Raw genomic sequence first — 19,674 nt, forward strand, 5'->3', positions numbered from 1 at the left:
GCTCGCGTATTTATAGAATACGCGAGCGGGGACGCTCGCACTATAAGAAAAAATGCTTTTTACAAAATGAGATGCTCCCCACGCACCGCCCCAACGATTGAATCATATCCATGCTAGCGTCAACGATATTAGACACTCATCTCGATATCTGCCTGTAGATAGATGTTGGCTTAACTTGCGATCGAACTCGTGAGCTCAAAATTTGTACTATTGACTCAGCGATTATGAAGTAAGCTAAAGTTTACTTATATTTTTATTGCACAAACTTGCTAAATCCCGCGAAACGAAAGAAAGCGAGTTATGAGAGAAATAAGGCGATCGCACAGCCGTTTCTCAAAAGCAAATGCCAAAAATAAATTCCCCGCCCCAGCGAAGGCAAAAACGCCCCCGTCTTTTCGCCTTATTCGCTGTCACATTAGCCGCCGTCTTGCTGTTATTTATTCTGCCCGCACTGACTCAACAGCCAGTTGTGCTCACCATGTTAATGCAAGGCCAAGACATTGCCAACTGGAAACCATTTGTCAAAGAATTTGAACAGAAAAACCGCGACATTCGCATCAACCTCGTAGAAGGGCCATTTGACACAAACCTCGTCGAAAATCTTTACACATCTGCCTTTCTGTTAGGCGAATCGCCCTACGACATCATCAACATGGATATCGTCTGGGTTCCCAAATTTGCCGCCGCAGGTTGGGTAAGGGATTTGACAGACAGAATTCCCGCCGAACAACTTGCAAAATTCATCCCGGGTAACGTCGAAGGCGGGCGGTATCGGGGCAAACTTTACCGAATTCCCCACGCTTCGGATGCTGGAATGCTTTATTACCGCAAAGACATTTTAAAAGCAGCGGGAATTCCAGCGCCAAAAACCTTTGAAGAGATGCTAAAAATCTCTCAAAAATTGCAGAAACAGGGAAAAACAACTTGGGGTTATTTGTGGCAAGGTAAACAATACGAGGGAGTATCTGCGATGTTTGTCGAAGTGCTCTCTGGTTTCGGTGGCTTCTGGGCTAACCCTCAAACTTTTGAAGTTGGGTTAGATAAACCCGAGGCCATTAAAGCAGTGGAATTTCTCAAAAATACGATCGCCTCCGGTATCTCTCCACCGGGTGTAACCACCTACGGCGAAGAAGAAACCAGGCTGTTGTTTCAAAACGGGAAAGCGCTATTTTTGCGAAACTGGCCCTATGTTTGGAAGCTAGCAAATGCCGAGGGATCTAAAGTGAGAGGCAAAATTGCGATCGAGCCAATGCTCAGCAGTATCGGTAAAACAGGCGGTTCCTGCTTGGGCGGCTGGGGCTGGGGAATATCCAAAACCTCAAAACATCCAGAACAAGCCTGGAAAGCAATTAAATACCTCACCAGCGAAGAAACCCAGCGCAAATTCATTTTAGAAACAGGTTTAATTCCCAGTTACAAATCCCTATTTACCGACAAAGAAATAGTCGCCAAATATCCCCACTACCCGCAACTTCTAAAAGTAGTGTCCAAGCCAGCTTTGCGCCCACCCATAGCACAATACGCTCAAGCTTCTGATATTTTGCAGCGCTATTTAAGTTCAGCTTTTACCGGGAGAATGACTGCGGAACAAGCTATGAAAGCGGCGGCTAGCGAAACTCGCAATTTATTAGGCAGTTTGACAGTTGACAGTTGACAGTTGACAGTTGACAGTTGACAGTTGAAATTCCTAAACCCGTAGGGTGCGTCGCCTGCGATAAATCCATCAATAAAAATCGATAATCTCATAGCGACGCACCTGTCCCATAGCTGACAGCCGTAGGGTGCGTCGCCTGCGATAAATCCATCAATAAAAATCGATAATCTAGCCAGCGACGCACCTGAGCCATAGCTGGTATTACACAAACCCAACAATTATGTTCCAGCCGTAGCCGTAGGGTGCGTCGCCTGCGATAAATCCATCAATAAAAATCGATAATCGAGCGACGCACCTGTGCCATAGCTCGCATTACACAAACCCAACAATTATGTTCCATAAATAAGAGATATAGCCTTTCTCAAAAATATGAGGTATGACTGACAGCTTATATAACCCTTAAGAGGGCTGAAGCCCAACAACGTACCTCATGTTTCTGAGAACCGCCATACATTAGGGATTAAAAATATGCAAGCAGACAAGATGCGACAGCGCGAACAAAGAACCGGATGGATATTAGTAGCACCAGCATTAATAATTCTGCTGCTAGTATTTGCTTACCCAATCTTGCGCGCCTTTTGGCTGAGTTTATTCACCCAAAATCTCGGAACTGAATTAAAACTGGTTTTTTCCGGCTTGGCTAACTACAGTCGAATGTTAGGCGACGGGCGTTTCTGGCAAACTTTAAGCAACACCACAGTCTTTACTGTCGCCTCTGTGGTGCTGGAATTAATTCTCGGCATGGGCATTGCTTTAGTCTTAAATCAATCCTTCACAGGGCGCGGCATTGTGCGGACAATTTCCCTGCTACCTTGGGCGCTGCCAACTGCATTGATGGGTGTAGCTTGGGCGTGGATTTTTAACGACCAATACGGCGTAATTAACGACATTTTGCTCCGCTTGGGATTGATTCAAAAGAGCATTAGCTGGCTGGGAGATCCCACTTTGGCAATGATGGCAGTGATTGTAGCCGATGTTTGGAAAACTACCCCGTTTATCAGTCTGCTTTTGTTAGCGGGATTGCAATCAATTTCCGGTGATTTGTATGAAGCACACGCCATTGATGGCGCGAGTAGTTTACAGAGTTTCCGTCAAATTACCTTGCCGCTGCTGATGCCCCAAATTGTGATTGCTTTGCTGTTTCGATTTGCCCAAGCTTTCGGCATTTTTGACTTGATTCAGGTGATGACGGGAGGGGGGCCGGCTGGAGCGACGGAGACGGTTTCTATCTACATTTACAGCACGGTAATGAGGTATTTAGACTTTGGGTACGGGGCAGCTTTGGTGGTGTGTACTTTTTTGCTGTTAGTGGCCGCAGTTGCGATCGCCAGTTATCTGTTATCCAGAGCCCGCGCCAGTCAAGTTTAGATTTGGGATTTGGGATTTTAGGTTGGTGGAGGTTAACGAATCAGATACATTGAGGGGGTGCATCTGGTTTTTGAAGAGGGCGAAGCATGACCGGATATAAGTTATTAGTTATAATCTCCTATTTTTTGCGGTCATGCTTCGCCCCTACAGATATATTTGCTTGCATTGAGATGCACCGCGTTGAGGGAGTAATTAAAAGAAGACTATTCATTGCTTCAATCTTCTTCCTTCCAAGAGGTATAGCCTTTCTCTAAAAGGTGAGGTACCAATTTTGCCAGGAAAAGCTTAATACGGTAAGGGTTCCAGCATACATCGGCATACCTCATCTTTCTGAGAAAGGCTATAGCAGTCAACTGTCAACTGTCAACTGTCAACTGTCAACTGAATGAAACGTTCCTTTCATTGGTATAAACTATGTCGATCGCCCGCCAACAACCCACAAAAAAAACCTTTAACATCCGGCAATTAATCTTGCCCCTATCAGCGATATTAATTGTCGCATACTTCCTCGCACCCATAGTGTGGCAAGTGCTGACATCATTCAAAGTAAACGCCGATATCTCAGCAATTCCCAACGTCTACATTCCCGGACGAATTACCTTCGATCATTACCTGTCCTTATTCCAGCGCCGCCCCTTTGCACTTTACATTTTAAATAGCGCTTTTGTTTCGATTACTTCCACACTGCTGTGCTTAGCAGTAGGAGCTCCCGCAGCTTACGCATTAGCTAGATTGCGGCTGTGGGGCGAGAGAATCATTCTAGCAACCGTGACAATTGTAACGCTATTTCCAGCAGTGCTGCTATTTCTGGGATTGTTGGAAATAGTCAAAGCTTTGGACTTAGGAAATAATTATTTAGCCTTAATTATTCCCTACACCGCAATCAATCTACCGCTAACAATTTTGGTAATGCGGAGTTTCTTTCAACAACTGCCAAAAGATTTAGAAGATGCGGCTAAAGTTGACGGATACAACACCTTTCAAATGCTGTGGCAAATCGTGCTGCCGATGACATTTCCCGCCTTAGTCACAACCGGAATTCTGACATTTATTTCAGCTTGGAACGAGTTTATTTTCGCACTGACATTTATGACCCGCGAATCTCTCAAAACAATCCCCGTCGCCACCGCTCAACTCAGCGGTGCATCAGTCTTTGAGATTCCCTACGGCCCGATCGCCGCAGCCACCGTTTTAGGAACCTTACCCTTAGTTTTGCTAGTTTTAGTGTTCCAACGGCGCATAGTTCAGGGTTTAACAGCCGGAGCAGTAAAAGGATAGTCAGTTGTCAGTTGTCAGTTGTCAGTTGTCAGTTGTCATTTTGTAGGGGCGGTGGATGGTGCGGGCGGGCCCTCTCCGTTGTCAGTTGTAACAAATAACAAATAATCAATAACAGTCAACAGTGAACAGTCAACAGTCAGCAGCCAACAGTCAACAAGTTAAAAATCATGGCAAAACTGCAACTAAAAAACCTCAATAAAACCTACAGCCCCAAAGTTGTACCAGTAAAAGACATTAGCTTAGATGTCAGCGAGGGCGAATTTCTCACCTTGCTAGGGCCCTCCGGGTGCGGCAAATCTACCACGCTCAGGTTGATTGCAGGGTTGGAACAACCAACTAGAGGCGAGATTAGAATTGGCGATCGCGATGTGACATATCTCAGACCGGGCGATCGGGATATCGCAATGGTGTTTCAAAGTTACGCGCTGTACCCGCACATGACAGTGTACGACAATATGGCATCCAGTCTCAAACTCCGCAAAATATCCGACAGCGAAATCAACCGCTTAGTGACAGAAGTTGCAGCATCCCTCGGATTGACCGAATTAGTCGATCGCAAACCCGGAAAACTATCAGGCGGACAGCGGCAGCGAGTAGCCCTCGGACGCGCCTTAGTCCGCCAACCGGCAGTATTTTTGCTCGACGAACCCTTGAGCAATCTCGACGCATTATTGCGAGAAAAAGTTAGGGCCGAACTCAAACAATTGTTTTCATCCCAAAAAGCCCCTGTAGTGTACGTTACCCACGACCAAACCGAAGCAATGACACTTTCTACAAAAGTCGCAGTTCTTAATAGCGGTAGCGTGCAGCAGCTAGACCCGCCACACTTAATTTATAACCGTCCGGCCAATCAGTTTGTAGCGGGTTTTGTAGGCAGCCCGCAAATGAATTTGCTAGTGCTTAAATGCCAGGGTAATTTTGCGATGTTGGGCGATTCTGGAGTTCCGCTACCAAATCTGCCAACTGTTCCACCAGAGATTGTCTTGGGAATTCGCCCGGAACACCTCAGCTTTGCAGATGTAGAGGCGAGGAAGAAGCCCGATCCAGAGGCAATTAAGGGTGAGGTTTATTTAGTAGAAAACTTGGGAATGCAAAATTTAGTTAGCGTCCGAGTTAAGGGTTTGGAGTCAGTAACGGTGCGCGCTTTGCTCCCAAATGACCGCCGCTGGAGTTCCGAAATTGTTGAGCTGGTTTTTCCACCTCAGTTGCTGCACTGGTTTGATGTCAAAACTGGCGATCGCTTGCAATAAAAATTTGGTCTGTATAACACGATCGATTGAAATTTGTCTAACTCTGTGCTGAAAAATATTTTGGCTGCTTCTCACTAAGTTATGACTTTAGTAAGAGGTAGAAGCATTTGGCTGCTGTTAAGGTGATATTCATGTGTGAAAAAGCTAGTTGACTGATATCATTTGCGATCGATCGCCATCACAAAAAAGGTTTGTAGTGCGGACTTAAGTCCGCAGCATATGACGGACTTAAGTCCGCACTACAAACCAATCTGATTGCGGTTAATCGATCGGACATGATATGAGACATAGGTTGGGTGTTTGACAGGTTTTATCGATCGCCTATAACTCTAATCCTGTAGCCAATTGCAAGTTAAAGCTAAGTTTGGCTTTCCCTCGCGTTAGCTCCCGATCTGAGAACAAGTCAATTAGATGAAAAAACTTGAAAATTATCACCAATTAACTTACGGAGTATTACTCAGATGAATTTGATTTCTACAGCTATCGCTCGCATTAGTTCCCTGCTTAAGGGCTTTCAAATCAAGAGTTTTTTGAGTGTTGTCTTAGTCGGTTTTCTGCTGCTGACATCCAATGTTGATGGGGGACGCAGCAACAAAGCTTATGGCGCAGGTTCAAATGCGGAGCTAAACAATCCCGAAAGACCCCAAACAACTCGCGAATGGCGGCAAGAAGCTCGCGAAACCTCTGACGCTCCTGGCGAACGAATTCAGAAGATCGGACAAGAGGCGGGAGCAGCCGTCAAAGAATTCGGGCAAATGTACAAAGACACTGCTGACAGAAGTATCTCTGAATTAAAGAAGAATAATAATAGGGCCGACGCCAGCAATTAGCCGATCGCACACAGACTACCTCTGACGCTCTTATCCTCTTAGAAACCGGGTTTTTTACCGTATTTCAGGGTGCTCACAAAAGATTTTGATTGAAAACCCGGTTTCTAACCACCTGTGGGTCTCAGACTAAATAAACTAAGGCTTACGCTCAAAAACCCAGTTTCTCACGAGAAACTGGGTTTTTGAGTTGGCATCATTTTATGTTAAATTATATCGCGAACGGTAGCAGCGGTATTGTCAGATGTTCGGGCGGTTGGTGAGTGTCAATAGTCTCAGAGTGGAGAGTTGAAAATTTCTCGCACTCACGCACCCTACTATTTATTTATTTGTGAAAATAATGACATGAAGAACCAACATCTTAACAGTCTTTGCTTGACCGGGCTATTGTGCGTGATGCCTGTTTGTGCGGCGACAATTGCCCGCGCTCAACTGCCCGCAACTTCGGAGACTAAGACCAAGCAAACAACTCTCCTCAAAGATGAACTGTATTTTGGTTTAAATAAACCCGGCGGCGAGACAATTTCGGAATCAGAATGGCAAGAGTTTGTCAAGACAGTTATTACCCCTCGCTTTCGAGAAGGGCTAACGGTATTAGATGGCTCCGGGCAGTTTCTTAACAGTGCGGGCATTCTGATTCGAGAAAAGTCGAAAATAGTAATTTTGATTTATGAAAACACCCCGGAAAAAAATCGAGCTATTACGGAAATTATCGAAACTTACAAGCGAACTTTCCAGCAGGAGTCAGTATTGCGGGCAACCAGCGAAGTCAAGGTTTCTTTCTGATGTGTTCATCCAATGGGCGTATGTATGATATTATTCATGGTAATCAAGGTCATACCCTCAAAAATAAGTAGGGTCGGGTGCAGTAAAAATCAGAATTTGTGGGTATCGATCGCACACAGCAACAAGTCCCTAGAAAAACCAGCCCCGGAGAAAACAAAAGCATGATCGACGACGGCAACCAAAAAGCCCAAATCCCCGCTCGCGAGGATTCAGAAAATTTGTCCGGCATAGCCAAAGCTTTTCTTGTGAACGTGGCTTGGTCTTACGCCGAGGCATTGGATCGAATGAAACAGCCAAAAAAACAGGAAGCCACTGCGGAATCTCCAGCAGAATCTCCAGCAGAATCTCCACCAGAATAGTCGATCGCACTTTTGAAAGCAATTGATATGCGCAGGTGTTGTGCGTAGATTCGGCTGCACGCTGGGCAGCCTCAGAAAAATGCTGCGGTTTCAAAAGCGATTGGTAAGGCAGAGGCAAACCACACAAAATAGCGAGCCAGGAGATTGCGGGCGATCGACTTTTTCGGAATATTCCCCAAATTGCAGCGGTTTGTATGGGCAATTAGCTAAATGTATTTCCGTTCCCCAAAGGGATTTAAACTAAACAATTTACGCTTTTACCGCTACAGTGTACAAAAGAAACAACCAATTTTGAGATCGGTCTCATGTCTAATTCAAAAATGATTGGCAAAGCGATCGCAAGTGGCCTTTGCTTCGGCATCCTCGCCAGCTTCAACGCCGCGCAAGGCCTCGCATCCGCATCTACAGCACCAAAAATTGCCCAAGCTACAGCCCCGGCCGCTAGCAACATCGACAAGCAACTTCTAGGCCAATGGCAAGGCACAGTCCCCTCCGGTCAGTCTTTTACCTTCGTCTTTGCCCCAGAAGGCAAATTGTTCCTCATGGCAAAAGGCCCCGACGGAGCCGCCCGTGCCAAAGAAATGAGGTACAAAATTAATCTCGGCCAAAAACCGATGCACCTGGATGTCGGCCTCAGCAGCACAGAAACAGTTCAGACTGTTTTTGAGCTGACGGACGAAGGTCAAATGCGCCTTCAGTTACAAGGCACCAATCCCGGACAGCCGAGACCTGATTCGTTAAACGAGCAGGCAACAGTGTTTAAAAAGGTCTCAGAGACCACTGCACTGCCTGCTGACACTCAAGTCATCGGTTATTGAAGGCATTGGGCAAAAGGCTGGTGAGGGAAAAAGGCATTCGGCAGAATTCAATCATTTTCCTTGTTTGCAGTTCAAACAAAAAAGTCCCTCTTCCTTCTTCCCTCTTCCCTCTTCCCTCTTCCTTCTTCCTTATTCCTTGGATCTACCCTGCTAAAATCCACTTAATCTCCCTTTAACTTTTGCCGTAGACCTCCATGAGTGAAACCGTCCTAGAAGTTCGCAACCTGCGGGTTGAATTTCAATCTGCGGACGCAGGCGATGCGTCCGCAACAGTCAAAGCTGTTGACGGCATTTCCTTTGAGGTGAAGCGAGGGCAAACTCTGGGAATCGTCGGAGAGTCGGGTTCTGGAAAATCGGTAACATCTCTCGCTGTTATGGGTTTGTTGTCGAGTTCGTCAGTCAAAATCGAGGGCGAAATTTGGTTTTCTCCGAAAGCAGAGAGTGCTAGCAAGCAGCCTGTGAATCTGCTGGAAATGCCGGACAAGCAAAAACAAACCTACCGGGGAAGCCAGATTGCGACGATTTTTCAAGAGCCGATGAGTTCGCTAAATCCAGTTTTTACGATCGGATTTCAACTCACAGAAGCCATTTGTCTGCACCAACAGCTATCGCAGACAGCAGCCCGGCGCAAAGCTGCTTCGCTGCTGCAAGAGGTGAAGCTGCTACCGGGCGACGAGGAACTCCGACAGCGCTGTTTGACTTTGCAGCAAGAAGCAGGTGCCCAGGACGATCGCGATTTGATGCAGATGCTCAACGGCCAAAAACAAGCTATGCTCGATCGCTATCCCCACGAACTCTCCGGCGGTCAAATCCAGCGCGTGATGATTGCAATGGCCATTTCTTGCAATCCCACTTTATTAATTGCTGACGAACCGACAACCGCCTTAGACGTAACCGTGCAAGCAACAATCTTAGCTTTGCTGCGCGAGTTGCGGGACTCTAGAGGCATGGCAATGATTTTTATTACCCACGACTTAGGCGTCATTGCTGAAATTGCCGATACCGTGGCGGTGATGTACCGAGGTAAAATTGTTGAGTGCGGCGCGATCGAGCAAATTTTCAGCAATCCCCAACATCCTTACACAAAAGGTCTGTTAGCTTGCCGCCCCACTCTCGAACGCCAAATGCGGCGTTTGCCGACAGTTGCCGATTTTATGGAAGTTAGCACAAATGCCAGCGGCGAATTGGTAATTGTCGAGAAAAATGTCGATTTAGACGGCGACAGCAGCGGCGGACTTGCCGCTTTTGCCACCGGAAAACCGCCCCGGCTGCCGAATATTGCCGAGCCTTTGCTAGCTGTCAATAACTTGCGAGTCGGTTTTCCGGTGCAGGGAATGTTTGGCGAAACCAAACGCTTGTTTATGGCTGTCAACGATATTTCTTTTGAGGTTTACCCGGGCGAAACTTTGGGTTTGGTCGGCGAATCCGGCTGCGGTAAATCAACTTTAGCGAGAGCTTTGCTGCAATTAATTCCGATCGCCAGCGGCAGCGTATTTTTTGAAGGTCAAGAAATTACGCCTCCTGCAAAAAGCAGTTCGGGATCGCAGTGGATGGCTAATTATCGCAGGCAAAAAGAGTACGATCGCAAATTGCGGTGGCTGCGGCGCGATTTGCAAATTATTTTCCAAGACCCTTTTAGTTCTCTCGATCCGCGCTTGAGTGTTGGAGAGGCGGTGATGGAACCGATGGTGATTCACAGCTTTGGTAAAAACCAGAAAGAACAGCGCGATCGCGCGGCTTATTTGTTGGATAGAGTGGGTTTAAATCCCAATTTTATGCGGCGCTACCCTCACGAGTTTTCCGGGGGACAGCGGCAGCGAATTTGTATTGCTAGAGCTTTGGCTTTGAATCCTAAGTTTATTATTTGCGATGAGTCGGTTTCTGCATTGGATGTGTCGGTACAAGCGCAAGTTTTAAATTTGCTAAAGGAATTGCAAACAGAATTTGGACTGACTTATATTTTTATTTCTCACGATTTGAGCGTGGTCAAGTTTATGAGCGATCGCGCGATCGTCATGAACAAAGGTAAAATCGAGGAAATTGGCACAGCCGAGCGGATTTACCGCCAACCGCAGCAAGCTTACACGCGGCAACTTATCGCCTCGATTCCTGCTGGCAATTTAGAGCGAATTCGGCAACAGCAATTAGGTCGCCAATCTGCCTTGTCTGCTGTGCCTTTACCGAATTCGCCTGCTGATGAATCCCCACACGTTTGATGCGATAACTTCCTAAAAATTCACCCGAAAAAATTGGTTTAAAGCCGGAAGCACGATCGGGAGAAATTAAAAAAAAGACGATTGATTACTCCAATCCTCGGACTTAAGGGTAGAGGTCGTTGTCAACTGTCAACCCTTCGACTTCGCTCGGCTCCGCTACTTCGGCTCCGCTTGTATTAATACCAATTTAAAACGAAATAACAGTATTCTTGTTCCCCCCTTTATAAGGGGGGGGCTAGGGGGGGTCTTCGAGTGTTGCACAATTTTAGATAAATGGTATCAATAGTTAAAAGTTGCCACCTCAAAATTAAACACCCTACACAGCATTATCCCTTCATGCTTCAGTCTTCGGTACGGGGAATTTCCGGTGATAAAAGTTTTAACGCTCCCGAACTACACGCGATCGACTACCAATTATCAATTAACTGCGAATCGAGAGTTTCCCGTAAAAAATGCTACCAACATTTGTGAGATATCTTCATAAATCAGCAGTTACTCTTCATTTTAACTTCATAATTTATCAGTAATATTAAATGTGGTTGAACTTCACTAATATTCCGGGTTGTCAACCGCTTCTCAGGGATTACACCACTATTTCGGTACATCAAAGCCGGTGATAACTTACGCAAAAAGTGGCTTTACAGGCTACTTTCACCCGGTAATCTGCTTCAGAGCCACTCTAGATAATTAAATTTTGCGTTCGGGACTAGCTAGATTAGGCCAAATGTCTAATGACTAACAGCAATATTTAGTCCAATATTAAAGATAAACTCCCGTTTTAAGTCGGAAAAATTATCTGTACTCATTTTGGGTAACAAAAATTACTGCGGTCATAGTAAATATACTGAACTGAGGGTATGGTTGCGTAGAGTTAGGTAAGGCTAAAAATCCTAGAGCTGACAAGGTAGAAAAAATTTATAGGATTTAAAGATTTTTATTGTGATTTTCAACTCCCAGAAAATCCTCCTAAATTTAGAGTAAAACAATGAAGAATTCTGTTCATCTAACAAAAATCAATAAAATATTTAATTTTCTGGTAATGTTATTGAGAGAAATCACCGCAGCAGAAGTCACCAGCAGACAGAAGGCAGAATCCAAAATGCAGGATCGAGAAAAAATGAGCATGGCGGGGACGATCGCCGCAAGCAGTGTATTCTCACTTTGGATAACTGTACTGCTTGTCTTAAACGGGTTGCTGGTAGCCTGGAGCGGTGATAATTCCTACAATAGCCAGCTCGCCCTGGGATTTTTGGGAATAGCCAATATTGTCATCTTTGCCGTATCCGTGCGATCGCGCGCCTCTGCTGTCTGGGCCTACAACGATCGCCAATCGAGCCAACTCAACGACGGCGAGCAATTTTTTAGCTTGTCGCCAGATATGCTGTGCATCCTTGGTTTTGACGGTTATATCAAGCACATCAACCCAGCCGTCGAAAAAATCCTCGGCTATTCTCCAGCCGAAATGGTGGGCCAAGTGTTCATTGAATTCGTGCATCCAGACGATCGCGAAACTACTCTCAAAGAAGCTGAAAAAATTGCTGTGGGGAATAATACGGTTGGGTTTGAAAACCGCTGGCGGTGTCGAAATGGGTCTTACAAGTGGATAGCCTGGACTGCTAGCCCTTGCTGCGAGGAAGAATTGATGTATGCTGTCGGCCGCGACGTTACCGATCGCAAACTCGTTCAACAGTCGCTCCAGCACAGCAATTCTATCTTGCGTTCCGTGATTGAAAGCACGCCGGATGTCATTTTTGTCAAGGATATTCAAGGCCGCTACGCGATCGGAAATTCTGCCCTAGCTCAATTTTTTGAACAACCTATCGACGCAATTATAGGCAAAGATGATACAGAATTATTTACCACTGAGACAGCCAAAAAAATCATAAATATAGACCGCAAAATTATTGCATCAAGAACAAATTTAACTCATGAAGAAGTTTTTCCTAAAAATGGAGAATTGCAAACCTTTTTAACAGCAAAATGCCCTTGGTACGACTCGGAAGGAAATGCGATCGGTGTCGTGGGCATATCTCGCGACATCACCGATCGCAAAGCAATAGAAGCAGCGCTGCTAGAGAGCAACATCCTCTTTGAAAACGTTATCGAAAGTACAGGCGACACCATTTTTGTCAAAGATACTCAAAGCCGCTACTTATTGGTCAACTCTACGGCTGCGGGCATTATGGGCAAGCCAAAATCAGAAATTATTGGCAAAAAAGATGCAGAATTATTTGGGTCTGAGATTGCAGATATGCTGGTGGAAAATGACCGCCGGATCTGGCAATCTGGGATTGAGGAAACGATCGAGGAAGTAGTAAAAGATAGCGAGGGCAACACCCTGACAGTTCTTTCTACCAAAACTCCTTTGCGCGATCGAGCTGGAAACATCATCGGTGTAGTCGGAGTTTCTCGCGATATAACCGATCGCAAAGGTGCAAAAGCCGCCCTGCGCCGCAGCGAAGAACGTTTGCAGCTAGCTCTTTGGGGCTCCGACAGCGGAATTTGGGATTGGAATATAGTTACTGATGAAATGTATTGCAGCCACGAGTACAGTGCTTTGTTGGGCTACGAACCAGAGGAACTACAAGCAAATGCGATCGGTTTGTCACAGCTAGTTTATCCCGACGATTTACTGGTATTGAACCAGAAATTAAATGCCTATTTGGAAAATTCCGAAAATGGCTATGCTGTAGAGCATAGAATGTTAGCTAAATCCGGCGAATTTAAATGGATTTTGGCGCGGGGGAAAGTCGTAGAAAGAGATGAAAATAATGCTGCGGTGAGAATGATCGGCACTATTTCTGATATTGGCGATCGCAAACGCGCCGAAAAAGCCCTGCAAGAAAGCGAGGAACGCTACCGCTGCTTGATTGAAGCCACATCCCAAATTGTTTGGGATACTAAAGCCGCAGGCGAATTTGTCACCAAACAAACAGGATGGAGTGCATTTACCGGACAGACTTACGACGAACTTAAAGGCTGGGGGTGGCTGGATGCGATCCATCCCGACGATAGAGAATATACTGCCGCAATCTGGTCTGAGGCACTTGCCGATCGCACTTTATACGCCATAGAACACCGTTTGCGCAGACACGACGGCGAGTACAGGTACATGAGCGTGTGCGGTATGCCTCTATTCAACGCAGATGGCAGCGTTCGCGAGTGGGTTGGCACCCACTCCGACATTACAGAGATCAAAATTACAGAACAACAAATGCAAGAGCAAAAAGAATTTTTGCGCAGCATTTATGACGGCGTAGACTACAGCATCTTCGTAATAGATGCCTGCGAAGACGGAGAATTTCGCTACGCCGGCTGGAACCCAGCAGCAGATTTACTCGGCGGCATCAGCAGCGAACTCGGGTGCGGCAAAACTCCCGAAGAAATTTTAGATTCATTTACAGCAGCAATGTTCCGGCAGAATTTGATGGACTGTGTGGAAAAAGGCAGCACGATTTACCAAGAATATCCCGCTACTTTTGAGGGTACAGAAGTCTGGTTTATCACAACTCTGACTCCGCTGCGAGACACATCGGGCAAAATTTATCGCGTTGTCGGTAGTTGCACCGACATTACAGAGCGCAAACAAGCCGAAGCACAATTGCGGGAACAAGAAGAATTTTTAAACAGCATCTATAACGGCTCCAGTCAAGTTATTTTCGTCGTAGATGTCACCGCCGGCCCAGAGTTCCGCTATGCAGGCTGGAATACAGCCACAGAAGCCTCTACAGGTATTTTGAGCGCCGATGTCAAAGGCAAAACTCCCGAAGAAGTTTTTCCACCAGCAGTAGCAGCAGATTTTCGGCAAAGATACGTCGATTGTTTAGCCGCAGACAGCTCGATTTATTACGAAAATAGCGCCGAACTGGCAGGTGTAGAAAATTGGTTTATCGTAACTCTGACACCGCTGCGCGATGCCTCTGGCAACATCTACCGGATGATTGGTAATTCGATCGACATTACGGATCGCAAACTTGCAGAAACAGCGCTGCAAGAGAGCCAGCGTTTTGTCGAGCGCATTGCCGATACCAGCCCGAATATTCTCTACGTTTACGACGAGATAGAGCAGCGAAATGTCTACAGCAACCGCGAAATCACTGATACCCTCGGCTATACAGTCGAAGAAGTTCAAGCAATGGGCAGCAATCTGTTGCCGACCATTATCCATCCTGAAGATTTAGCTAAATTTCCCGGATATTTACAGGAAATAGAAAATGCTCCCGACGGCGAGGTGGTTGAGTACGAATATCGGGTGTGCGACAGACAGAATAGTTGGCGCTGGTTAGTCAGCCGCGACATTGTATTTAGCAGAACAGCAGAGGGGAAAATCCAGCAGCGTCTCGGTGTTGCTGCGGACGTTACAGCTCGCAAATTCGCAGAACAAGCTTTAGCAGAACAATTGAAACTTTCTTCATTCACAGCAGATGTGGGAATAGCTCTCACTCAAAACCGCAGTTTACCTGAAACTTTACAAACTTGTACCGATGCCGTTGTGCGCCATTTGAATGCTGCGTTTGCTCGGATTTGGACGCTGAATGAAGAAGGAAATGTCTTGGAGCTGCAAGCAAGCGCGGGGATCTATACTCACATTGACGGCGCTCACAGCCGCATTGCTGTCGGTGAGTTCAAAATTGGTTTAATTGCCCAAGAGCGACAACCTCACCTCACTAATTCTGTGCAAGAAGATGCCCGAGTCAGCGACAAAGAATGGGCCTCGCGAGAAGGAATGGTGGCTTTTGCTGGATATCCGCTGATTGTTGACAATCAGTTAGTGGGAGTAATCGCCATGTTTGCTCGTCAGGAGTTGACGGAATCAACCCTAATTGCTTTCGCGTCAATTGCCGATTCGATCGCCCTAGGAATCAATCGCAAACAAACAGAAATTGCTCTCGCCGCCCAAAAGCAAACTTTGCGGGGAATTATTGACAACGCTCCGATCTGGGTGTGGATGGCAAATGCTAGCGGGCGGATGTTATTAGTCAACAAAACTTTCTGCGAAGATGTAGCTATTCCCGAAGAAAAATTTTTAGCAGCACCACACTATTCCGAAGTTTTGGGATTAGAAGCATCTGCTAACTGCATGGCATCTGACGCACAAGCCTGGAGCCAAGATACTCCCTGTTATGCTGAAGAATTGCTCCAGTTGTCTGACGGTGAATATCACCAGTTGGAGGTAATTAAAACTCAGGTCAAAGATGATTGGGGTAATGCGATGGGCTTGATCGGTTTGGGTTTGGACGTAACGAAACAAAAAGAAGCTCAAAGACAGTTGCAAGAGTCGGAAGCGAGATTCCGCAAATTAGCAGAGCAGGAATCGCTGCTCAACCAACTAGCTAGCAATATCCGCAAATCTCTGGATTTAGACACTATTTTGGCTACAACTGTGCAGCAGATTCGCGAGTTGCTGCAACTCGATCGCTGTCTGTTTATGTGGTATTTGCCAAACGCCTCACCGTCAGTTTGGGCCGTGCAATACGAGGCAAAAAATGCTGACTTGCCTTCGCTTTTGCGCTTATTTCCTACTGATGCCACTGGTAATTATGCCGAGCGGATTGCCAATTTGGAAATAATTCGGGTCGATGATTTTGAGACTGTTACCGATCCAGCCGAGCGGGAATTCTTCAACCATATAGGATTCAGTTCTATGCTGGACATTCCGGTTCAGACATCTTCGGGTAAAATAGGGGTAATTTGCTGTAGCACTTCTAGCACCGTGCGGTATTGGAGCGATGAGGAAGTAGAATTATTAGTTACCGTGGGCAATCAATTGGCGATCGCCATTAATCAAGCCGAACTTTACGACAAATCTCGCCTCGCCGCCGCCGAAGCTTCATCAGCCGCCATGCAGCAAAAATTGCTCAACCAGCTAGGCAGTCAAATCCGCGCTTCTCTCGATTTAGATACTATCTTAGCAACAACTGTGCAGCAAATTCGCGACTTGCTGCAACTCGATCGCTGCTTGTTTATTTGGTATGTCTCGGATGCCGAGATACCAGCTTGGGATGTCGTCCACGAAGCTAAAAATGATGACTTATTCTCGCTTGTGGGTTATTATCCTGCTGACGTAACGGGGACGCTGGCGCAAAAAATAGCCAAATCGGAAATCTATCAAATAGATGACGTTGCAAATTTGAGCGATCCCATAGAAAGAGAATTCTTTTTGCAGGTGGGTTACAAGTCTTTGTTGGATTTGCCGGTCAAGAGTGCGGGGGGTTTAGTTGGTGTTGTGGGCTGCGTGGCTTGCCGCGAGGTACGCAGGTGGAGACAAGACGAAGTGGATTTGCTATCGGCAATTTGCGATCAATTGTCGATCGCGATCGGCCAATCCGAACTCTACACGCAAAGCGTCGATTCAGCCAGGATTGCGCGAGAACAAACCGCCCAACTCGAAGCAACTCTGTGCGAACTTAAGCTTGCTCAAACCCAACTCGTGCAAGCCGAAAAAATGTCGAGTCTCGGTCAGATGGTAGCAGGAATTGCGCACGAAATCAATAACCCTGTCAGCTTTATTTTCGGAAATCTTACCTACACAGAAGAATACACGACAAACTTGATGAAACTGCTGCAAATGTATCGAGATGAATACCCAGAACCACCTCAAGCAATTCTCGAAGAAATAGACGAGTTAGAACTGGATTTCTTGCTAGACGACTTGCCAAAAATGCTGTCTTCCATGCAGGTGGGAGCAACTCGCATCCGGGATATCGTGCGGAGTTTGCGCAACTTCTCTCGCCTCGATGAATCTGAGATGAAAAATGTTAACATTCACGAAGGCATCGACAGCACGTTAATGATTTTAGAACACCGTCTGAAAGCTCAGCCAGATCGCGCGGCCATTCAAATCGTCAAAGAATACGGAGAATTGCCGCTGGTGGAGTGCTACGCCGGACAGTTGAATCAGGTATTTATGAATATTATCGCCAATGCGATCGATGCTTTACAAGAACCGCGACAAAATCTGGCAATTATCCGCATTCGCACAGAGGTAGAAGGTAATTTCGCTGCGATCCGAATTGCGGATAACGGTACAGGTATCACCGATAAAGTCAAGCAGCGGATATTTGACCCGTTCTATACTACAAAGCCGATCGGTTCGGGCACAGGGATGGGCTTGGCGATTTCCCATTCAATTATTGTCGAAAAACATAAAGGTGAAATCAAGTGTTTCTCGCGGGTGGGGAAAGGTACTGAATTTGCGATCGAGATTCCGATTAAAAAAACCGAAAATCAAATAGGTTCGTAGTTGTAGGGTGCGCAATGCGCACTGGCGAGATTGCGATTAAAAAAACCGAAAACTAAATAGGTTCGTAGTTGCAGGGTGCGCAATGCGCACTGGTTGACTAAAGTTAGTAGGGTGCGTCAGTTGTCAAGCCACAATTTTTCGTACTAACCTTAAGACTGACGCACCCTACAGGCTACAAACAGATAAGAGTTATTTTCCCAAAAATTTGTGGAGTGCGCATTGCGCACCCTACAATTAAAATTGATATGATATTAAAAATCTAAAATCTAAAATGGCATTACCTCCCGGTAGTTTGGGTTTACCGCTAATTGGCGATACCCTCAACTTTTTACAAGATGCTCAATTCGCCAAAAAACGCCACCAACAGTACGGGCCAATTTTCAAAACCAGTATCCTCGGACAGCCGACGGTGTTTGTGTCCGGCCCAGAGGCTAATTTGTTTGTTTTAAGCAATGAAAACCAGTATTTTGTTGTGAGTTGGCCTCCCAGCACGAAAGCGCTGTTAGGGCCGCTTTCCTTGGCGCTGCAAACGGGTTCGGAACATCAAAATCGGCGCAAACTGTTGTATCAAGCTTTTCAACCGCGAGCTCTGGCGGGCTACATCGGCGGGATGGAAGATATCACTGAGCGTTATTTGCAAAGGTGGACGCAAATGAGCGAGTTCGCGTGGTATCCCGAACTGAGAAATTATACTTTTGATGTGGCTGGTAAACTGTTAGTTGGGATTGATAATGGTTCCGAAACGCCCCTGGGACATTATTTTGAAACTTGGTGCGAGGGTTTGTTTTCGATTCCTTTTGATGTGCCTTGGACTAAGTTTGGTAAGGCGAAAAAAAGCCGCGATTTGCTGTTATCAGAGCTCGAAAATATTATTCGAGACAGACAGCAAGGAACTCCCGGCGGGAATGATGCTTTGGGTTTGCTGATTGGTGCTCGTGATGATGATGGGAATTCTCTGGGTTTGGAAGAGTTGAAGGATCAAGTGCTGCTGCTGTTATTTGCGGGACACGAAACTCTGACTTCGGCGATCGCCTCTTTTTGCCTTTTGCTGGCTCAAAACCCGGATGTGATGGCAAAAATCCGCGCGGAACAACAGCAGTTTTCGGCAACTGAACCGCTAAACTTGGAACAGCTCAAACAAATGACTTATTTAGAGCAGGTGATGCGAGAAGTGCTGCGGTTGGTTCCGCCGGTGGGAGGCGGTTTTCGGCAGGTAATTCAGGCGTGCTCGTTCGGTGGCTACGAAATTCCCAAGGGTTGGAGCGTGCTTTATGAAATTAATCAGACGCATCAGGATACCTCAGTTTATCCCGAACCCGATCGCTTTGACCCCGATCGATTCAGCTCCGAGCGATCGACAAATGCGAAACCTTTCAGTTACGTCCCCTTCGGCGGCGGTTTGCGGGAATGTTTGGGGAAAGAATTCGCGCGCTTGGAAATGAAACTGTTTGCGGCGAGGATAGTTAGAGAGTGCGAATGGGAGCTATTACCGGATCAAGATTTAAATTTAATCCGAGTACCGACTCCGCACCCGCGCGACGGTTTGCGAGTGAAGTTCCGGCGAAAAATTGCCGGTTCGTAGTATTCGTAGGGTGCGTCAGTGTGCGATGTTTCAATCATCACTAAAAACCTCATAACTGACGCACCATTGATTCTCCTAGTATTCGTAGGGTGCGTCAGTGTGCGATGTTTCAATCATCACTAAAAATCTCATAACTGACGCACCATTGATTCGGTGGTGCGTCAGTTATGAGATTGTAAGCTGATAGCGTCTCCCTAGATGACGCACCCTACTTCAGTGACTCGGGTGCATTTGGTTTTTGAAGAGGGCGAAGCATGACCGCATATAAGTTATTAGTTATCATCTCATATTGA

12 protein-coding genes are annotated in these 19,674 nt (G+C 46.3%); all 12 read left to right on the plus strand.

Annotated elements, in window-relative coordinates; genetic code table 11:
* The first annotated feature begins 343 nt into the window (after nt 1–343).
* Entirely contained in the window at nt 344–1,654 is a 1,311-nt protein-coding gene (locus QT974_RS12490; RefSeq protein ID WP_333468800.1) for an ABC transporter substrate-binding protein, read from the plus strand.
* 468 nt (nt 1,655–2,122) lie between these two features.
* Nucleotides 2,123–3,022, plus strand: a complete 900-nt coding sequence (locus tag QT974_RS12495; protein WP_333468801.1) for a carbohydrate ABC transporter permease — start codon at nt 2,123–2,125, stop codon at nt 3,020–3,022.
* Between the two features lie 414 nt (nt 3,023–3,436).
* Nucleotides 3,437–4,300, plus strand: a complete 864-nt coding sequence (locus QT974_RS12500; protein ID WP_333468802.1) for a carbohydrate ABC transporter permease — start codon at nt 3,437–3,439, stop codon at nt 4,298–4,300.
* 167 nt (nt 4,301–4,467) lie between these two features.
* Complete coding sequence (locus QT974_RS12505; protein ID WP_333468803.1) at nt 4,468–5,550, plus strand: ABC transporter ATP-binding protein; 1,083 nt, start codon at nt 4,468–4,470, stop codon at nt 5,548–5,550.
* A 461-nt stretch (nt 5,551–6,011) separates the two neighbouring features.
* Entirely contained in the window at nt 6,012–6,380 is a 369-nt protein-coding gene (locus QT974_RS12510; protein ID WP_333468804.1) for a hypothetical protein, read from the plus strand.
* Nucleotides 6,381–6,722: 342 nt separating this feature from the next.
* A complete protein-coding gene (locus QT974_RS12515; protein WP_333468805.1) occupies nt 6,723–7,163 on the plus strand; it encodes a DUF3574 domain-containing protein in 441 nt (146 codons plus the stop codon).
* Nucleotides 7,164–7,261: 98 nt separating this feature from the next.
* Nucleotides 7,262–7,522: a hypothetical protein gene (locus QT974_RS12520; protein WP_333468806.1), complete on the plus strand. Its 261-nt coding sequence runs from the start codon at nt 7,262–7,264 to the stop codon at nt 7,520–7,522.
* Between the two features lie 305 nt (nt 7,523–7,827).
* Nucleotides 7,828–8,340, plus strand: a complete 513-nt coding sequence (locus QT974_RS12525; protein ID WP_333468807.1) for a hypothetical protein — start codon at nt 7,828–7,830, stop codon at nt 8,338–8,340.
* A 194-nt stretch (nt 8,341–8,534) separates the two neighbouring features.
* A complete protein-coding gene (locus QT974_RS12530) occupies nt 8,535–10,556 on the plus strand; it encodes an ABC transporter ATP-binding protein (RefSeq protein WP_333468808.1) in 2,022 nt (673 codons plus the stop codon).
* Nucleotides 10,557–10,829: 273 nt separating this feature from the next.
* Nucleotides 10,830–11,027: a hypothetical protein gene (locus QT974_RS12535; RefSeq protein ID WP_333468809.1), complete on the plus strand. Its 198-nt coding sequence runs from the start codon at nt 10,830–10,832 to the stop codon at nt 11,025–11,027.
* A gap of 514 nt (nt 11,028–11,541) precedes the next feature.
* Nucleotides 11,542–17,799, plus strand: a complete 6,258-nt coding sequence (locus QT974_RS12540; RefSeq protein ID WP_333468810.1) for a PAS domain S-box protein — start codon at nt 11,542–11,544, stop codon at nt 17,797–17,799.
* A 271-nt stretch (nt 17,800–18,070) separates the two neighbouring features.
* The gene (locus tag QT974_RS12545; RefSeq protein ID WP_333468811.1) at nt 18,071–19,381 is read left to right on the plus strand and encodes a cytochrome P450; all 1,311 of its coding nucleotides are present in this window, start codon (nt 18,071–18,073) and stop codon (nt 19,379–19,381) included.
* Nucleotides 19,382–19,674 lie beyond the last annotated feature (293 nt).

The sequence above is a fragment of the Microcoleus sp. BM001215392 genome (genome assembly GCF_036700185.1).
Classification (GTDB): Bacteria; Cyanobacteriota; Cyanobacteriia; order Cyanobacteriales; family Microcoleaceae; genus Microcoleus.

Coding starts and splice junctions, on each gene's coding strand:
- QT974_RS12490 (WP_333468800.1), top strand. CDS start 344: ATGCCAAAAATAAATTCCCCGCCCCAGCGAAGGCAAAAACGCCCCCGT.
- QT974_RS12495 (WP_333468801.1), top strand. CDS start 2,123: ATGCAAGCAGACAAGATGCGACAGCGCGAACAAAGAACCGGATGGATA.
- QT974_RS12500 (WP_333468802.1), top strand. CDS start 3,437: ATGTCGATCGCCCGCCAACAACCCACAAAAAAAACCTTTAACATCCGG.
- QT974_RS12505 (WP_333468803.1), top strand. CDS start 4,468: ATGGCAAAACTGCAACTAAAAAACCTCAATAAAACCTACAGCCCCAAA.
- QT974_RS12510 (WP_333468804.1), top strand. CDS start 6,012: ATGAATTTGATTTCTACAGCTATCGCTCGCATTAGTTCCCTGCTTAAG.
- QT974_RS12515 (WP_333468805.1), top strand. CDS start 6,723: ATGAAGAACCAACATCTTAACAGTCTTTGCTTGACCGGGCTATTGTGC.
- QT974_RS12525 (WP_333468807.1), top strand. CDS start 7,828: ATGTCTAATTCAAAAATGATTGGCAAAGCGATCGCAAGTGGCCTTTGC.
- QT974_RS12530 (WP_333468808.1), top strand. CDS start 8,535: ATGAGTGAAACCGTCCTAGAAGTTCGCAACCTGCGGGTTGAATTTCAA.
- QT974_RS12535 (WP_333468809.1), top strand. CDS start 10,830: ATGGTATCAATAGTTAAAAGTTGCCACCTCAAAATTAAACACCCTACA.
- QT974_RS12540 (WP_333468810.1), top strand. CDS start 11,542: ATGAAGAATTCTGTTCATCTAACAAAAATCAATAAAATATTTAATTTT.
- QT974_RS12545 (WP_333468811.1), top strand. CDS start 18,071: ATGGCATTACCTCCCGGTAGTTTGGGTTTACCGCTAATTGGCGATACC.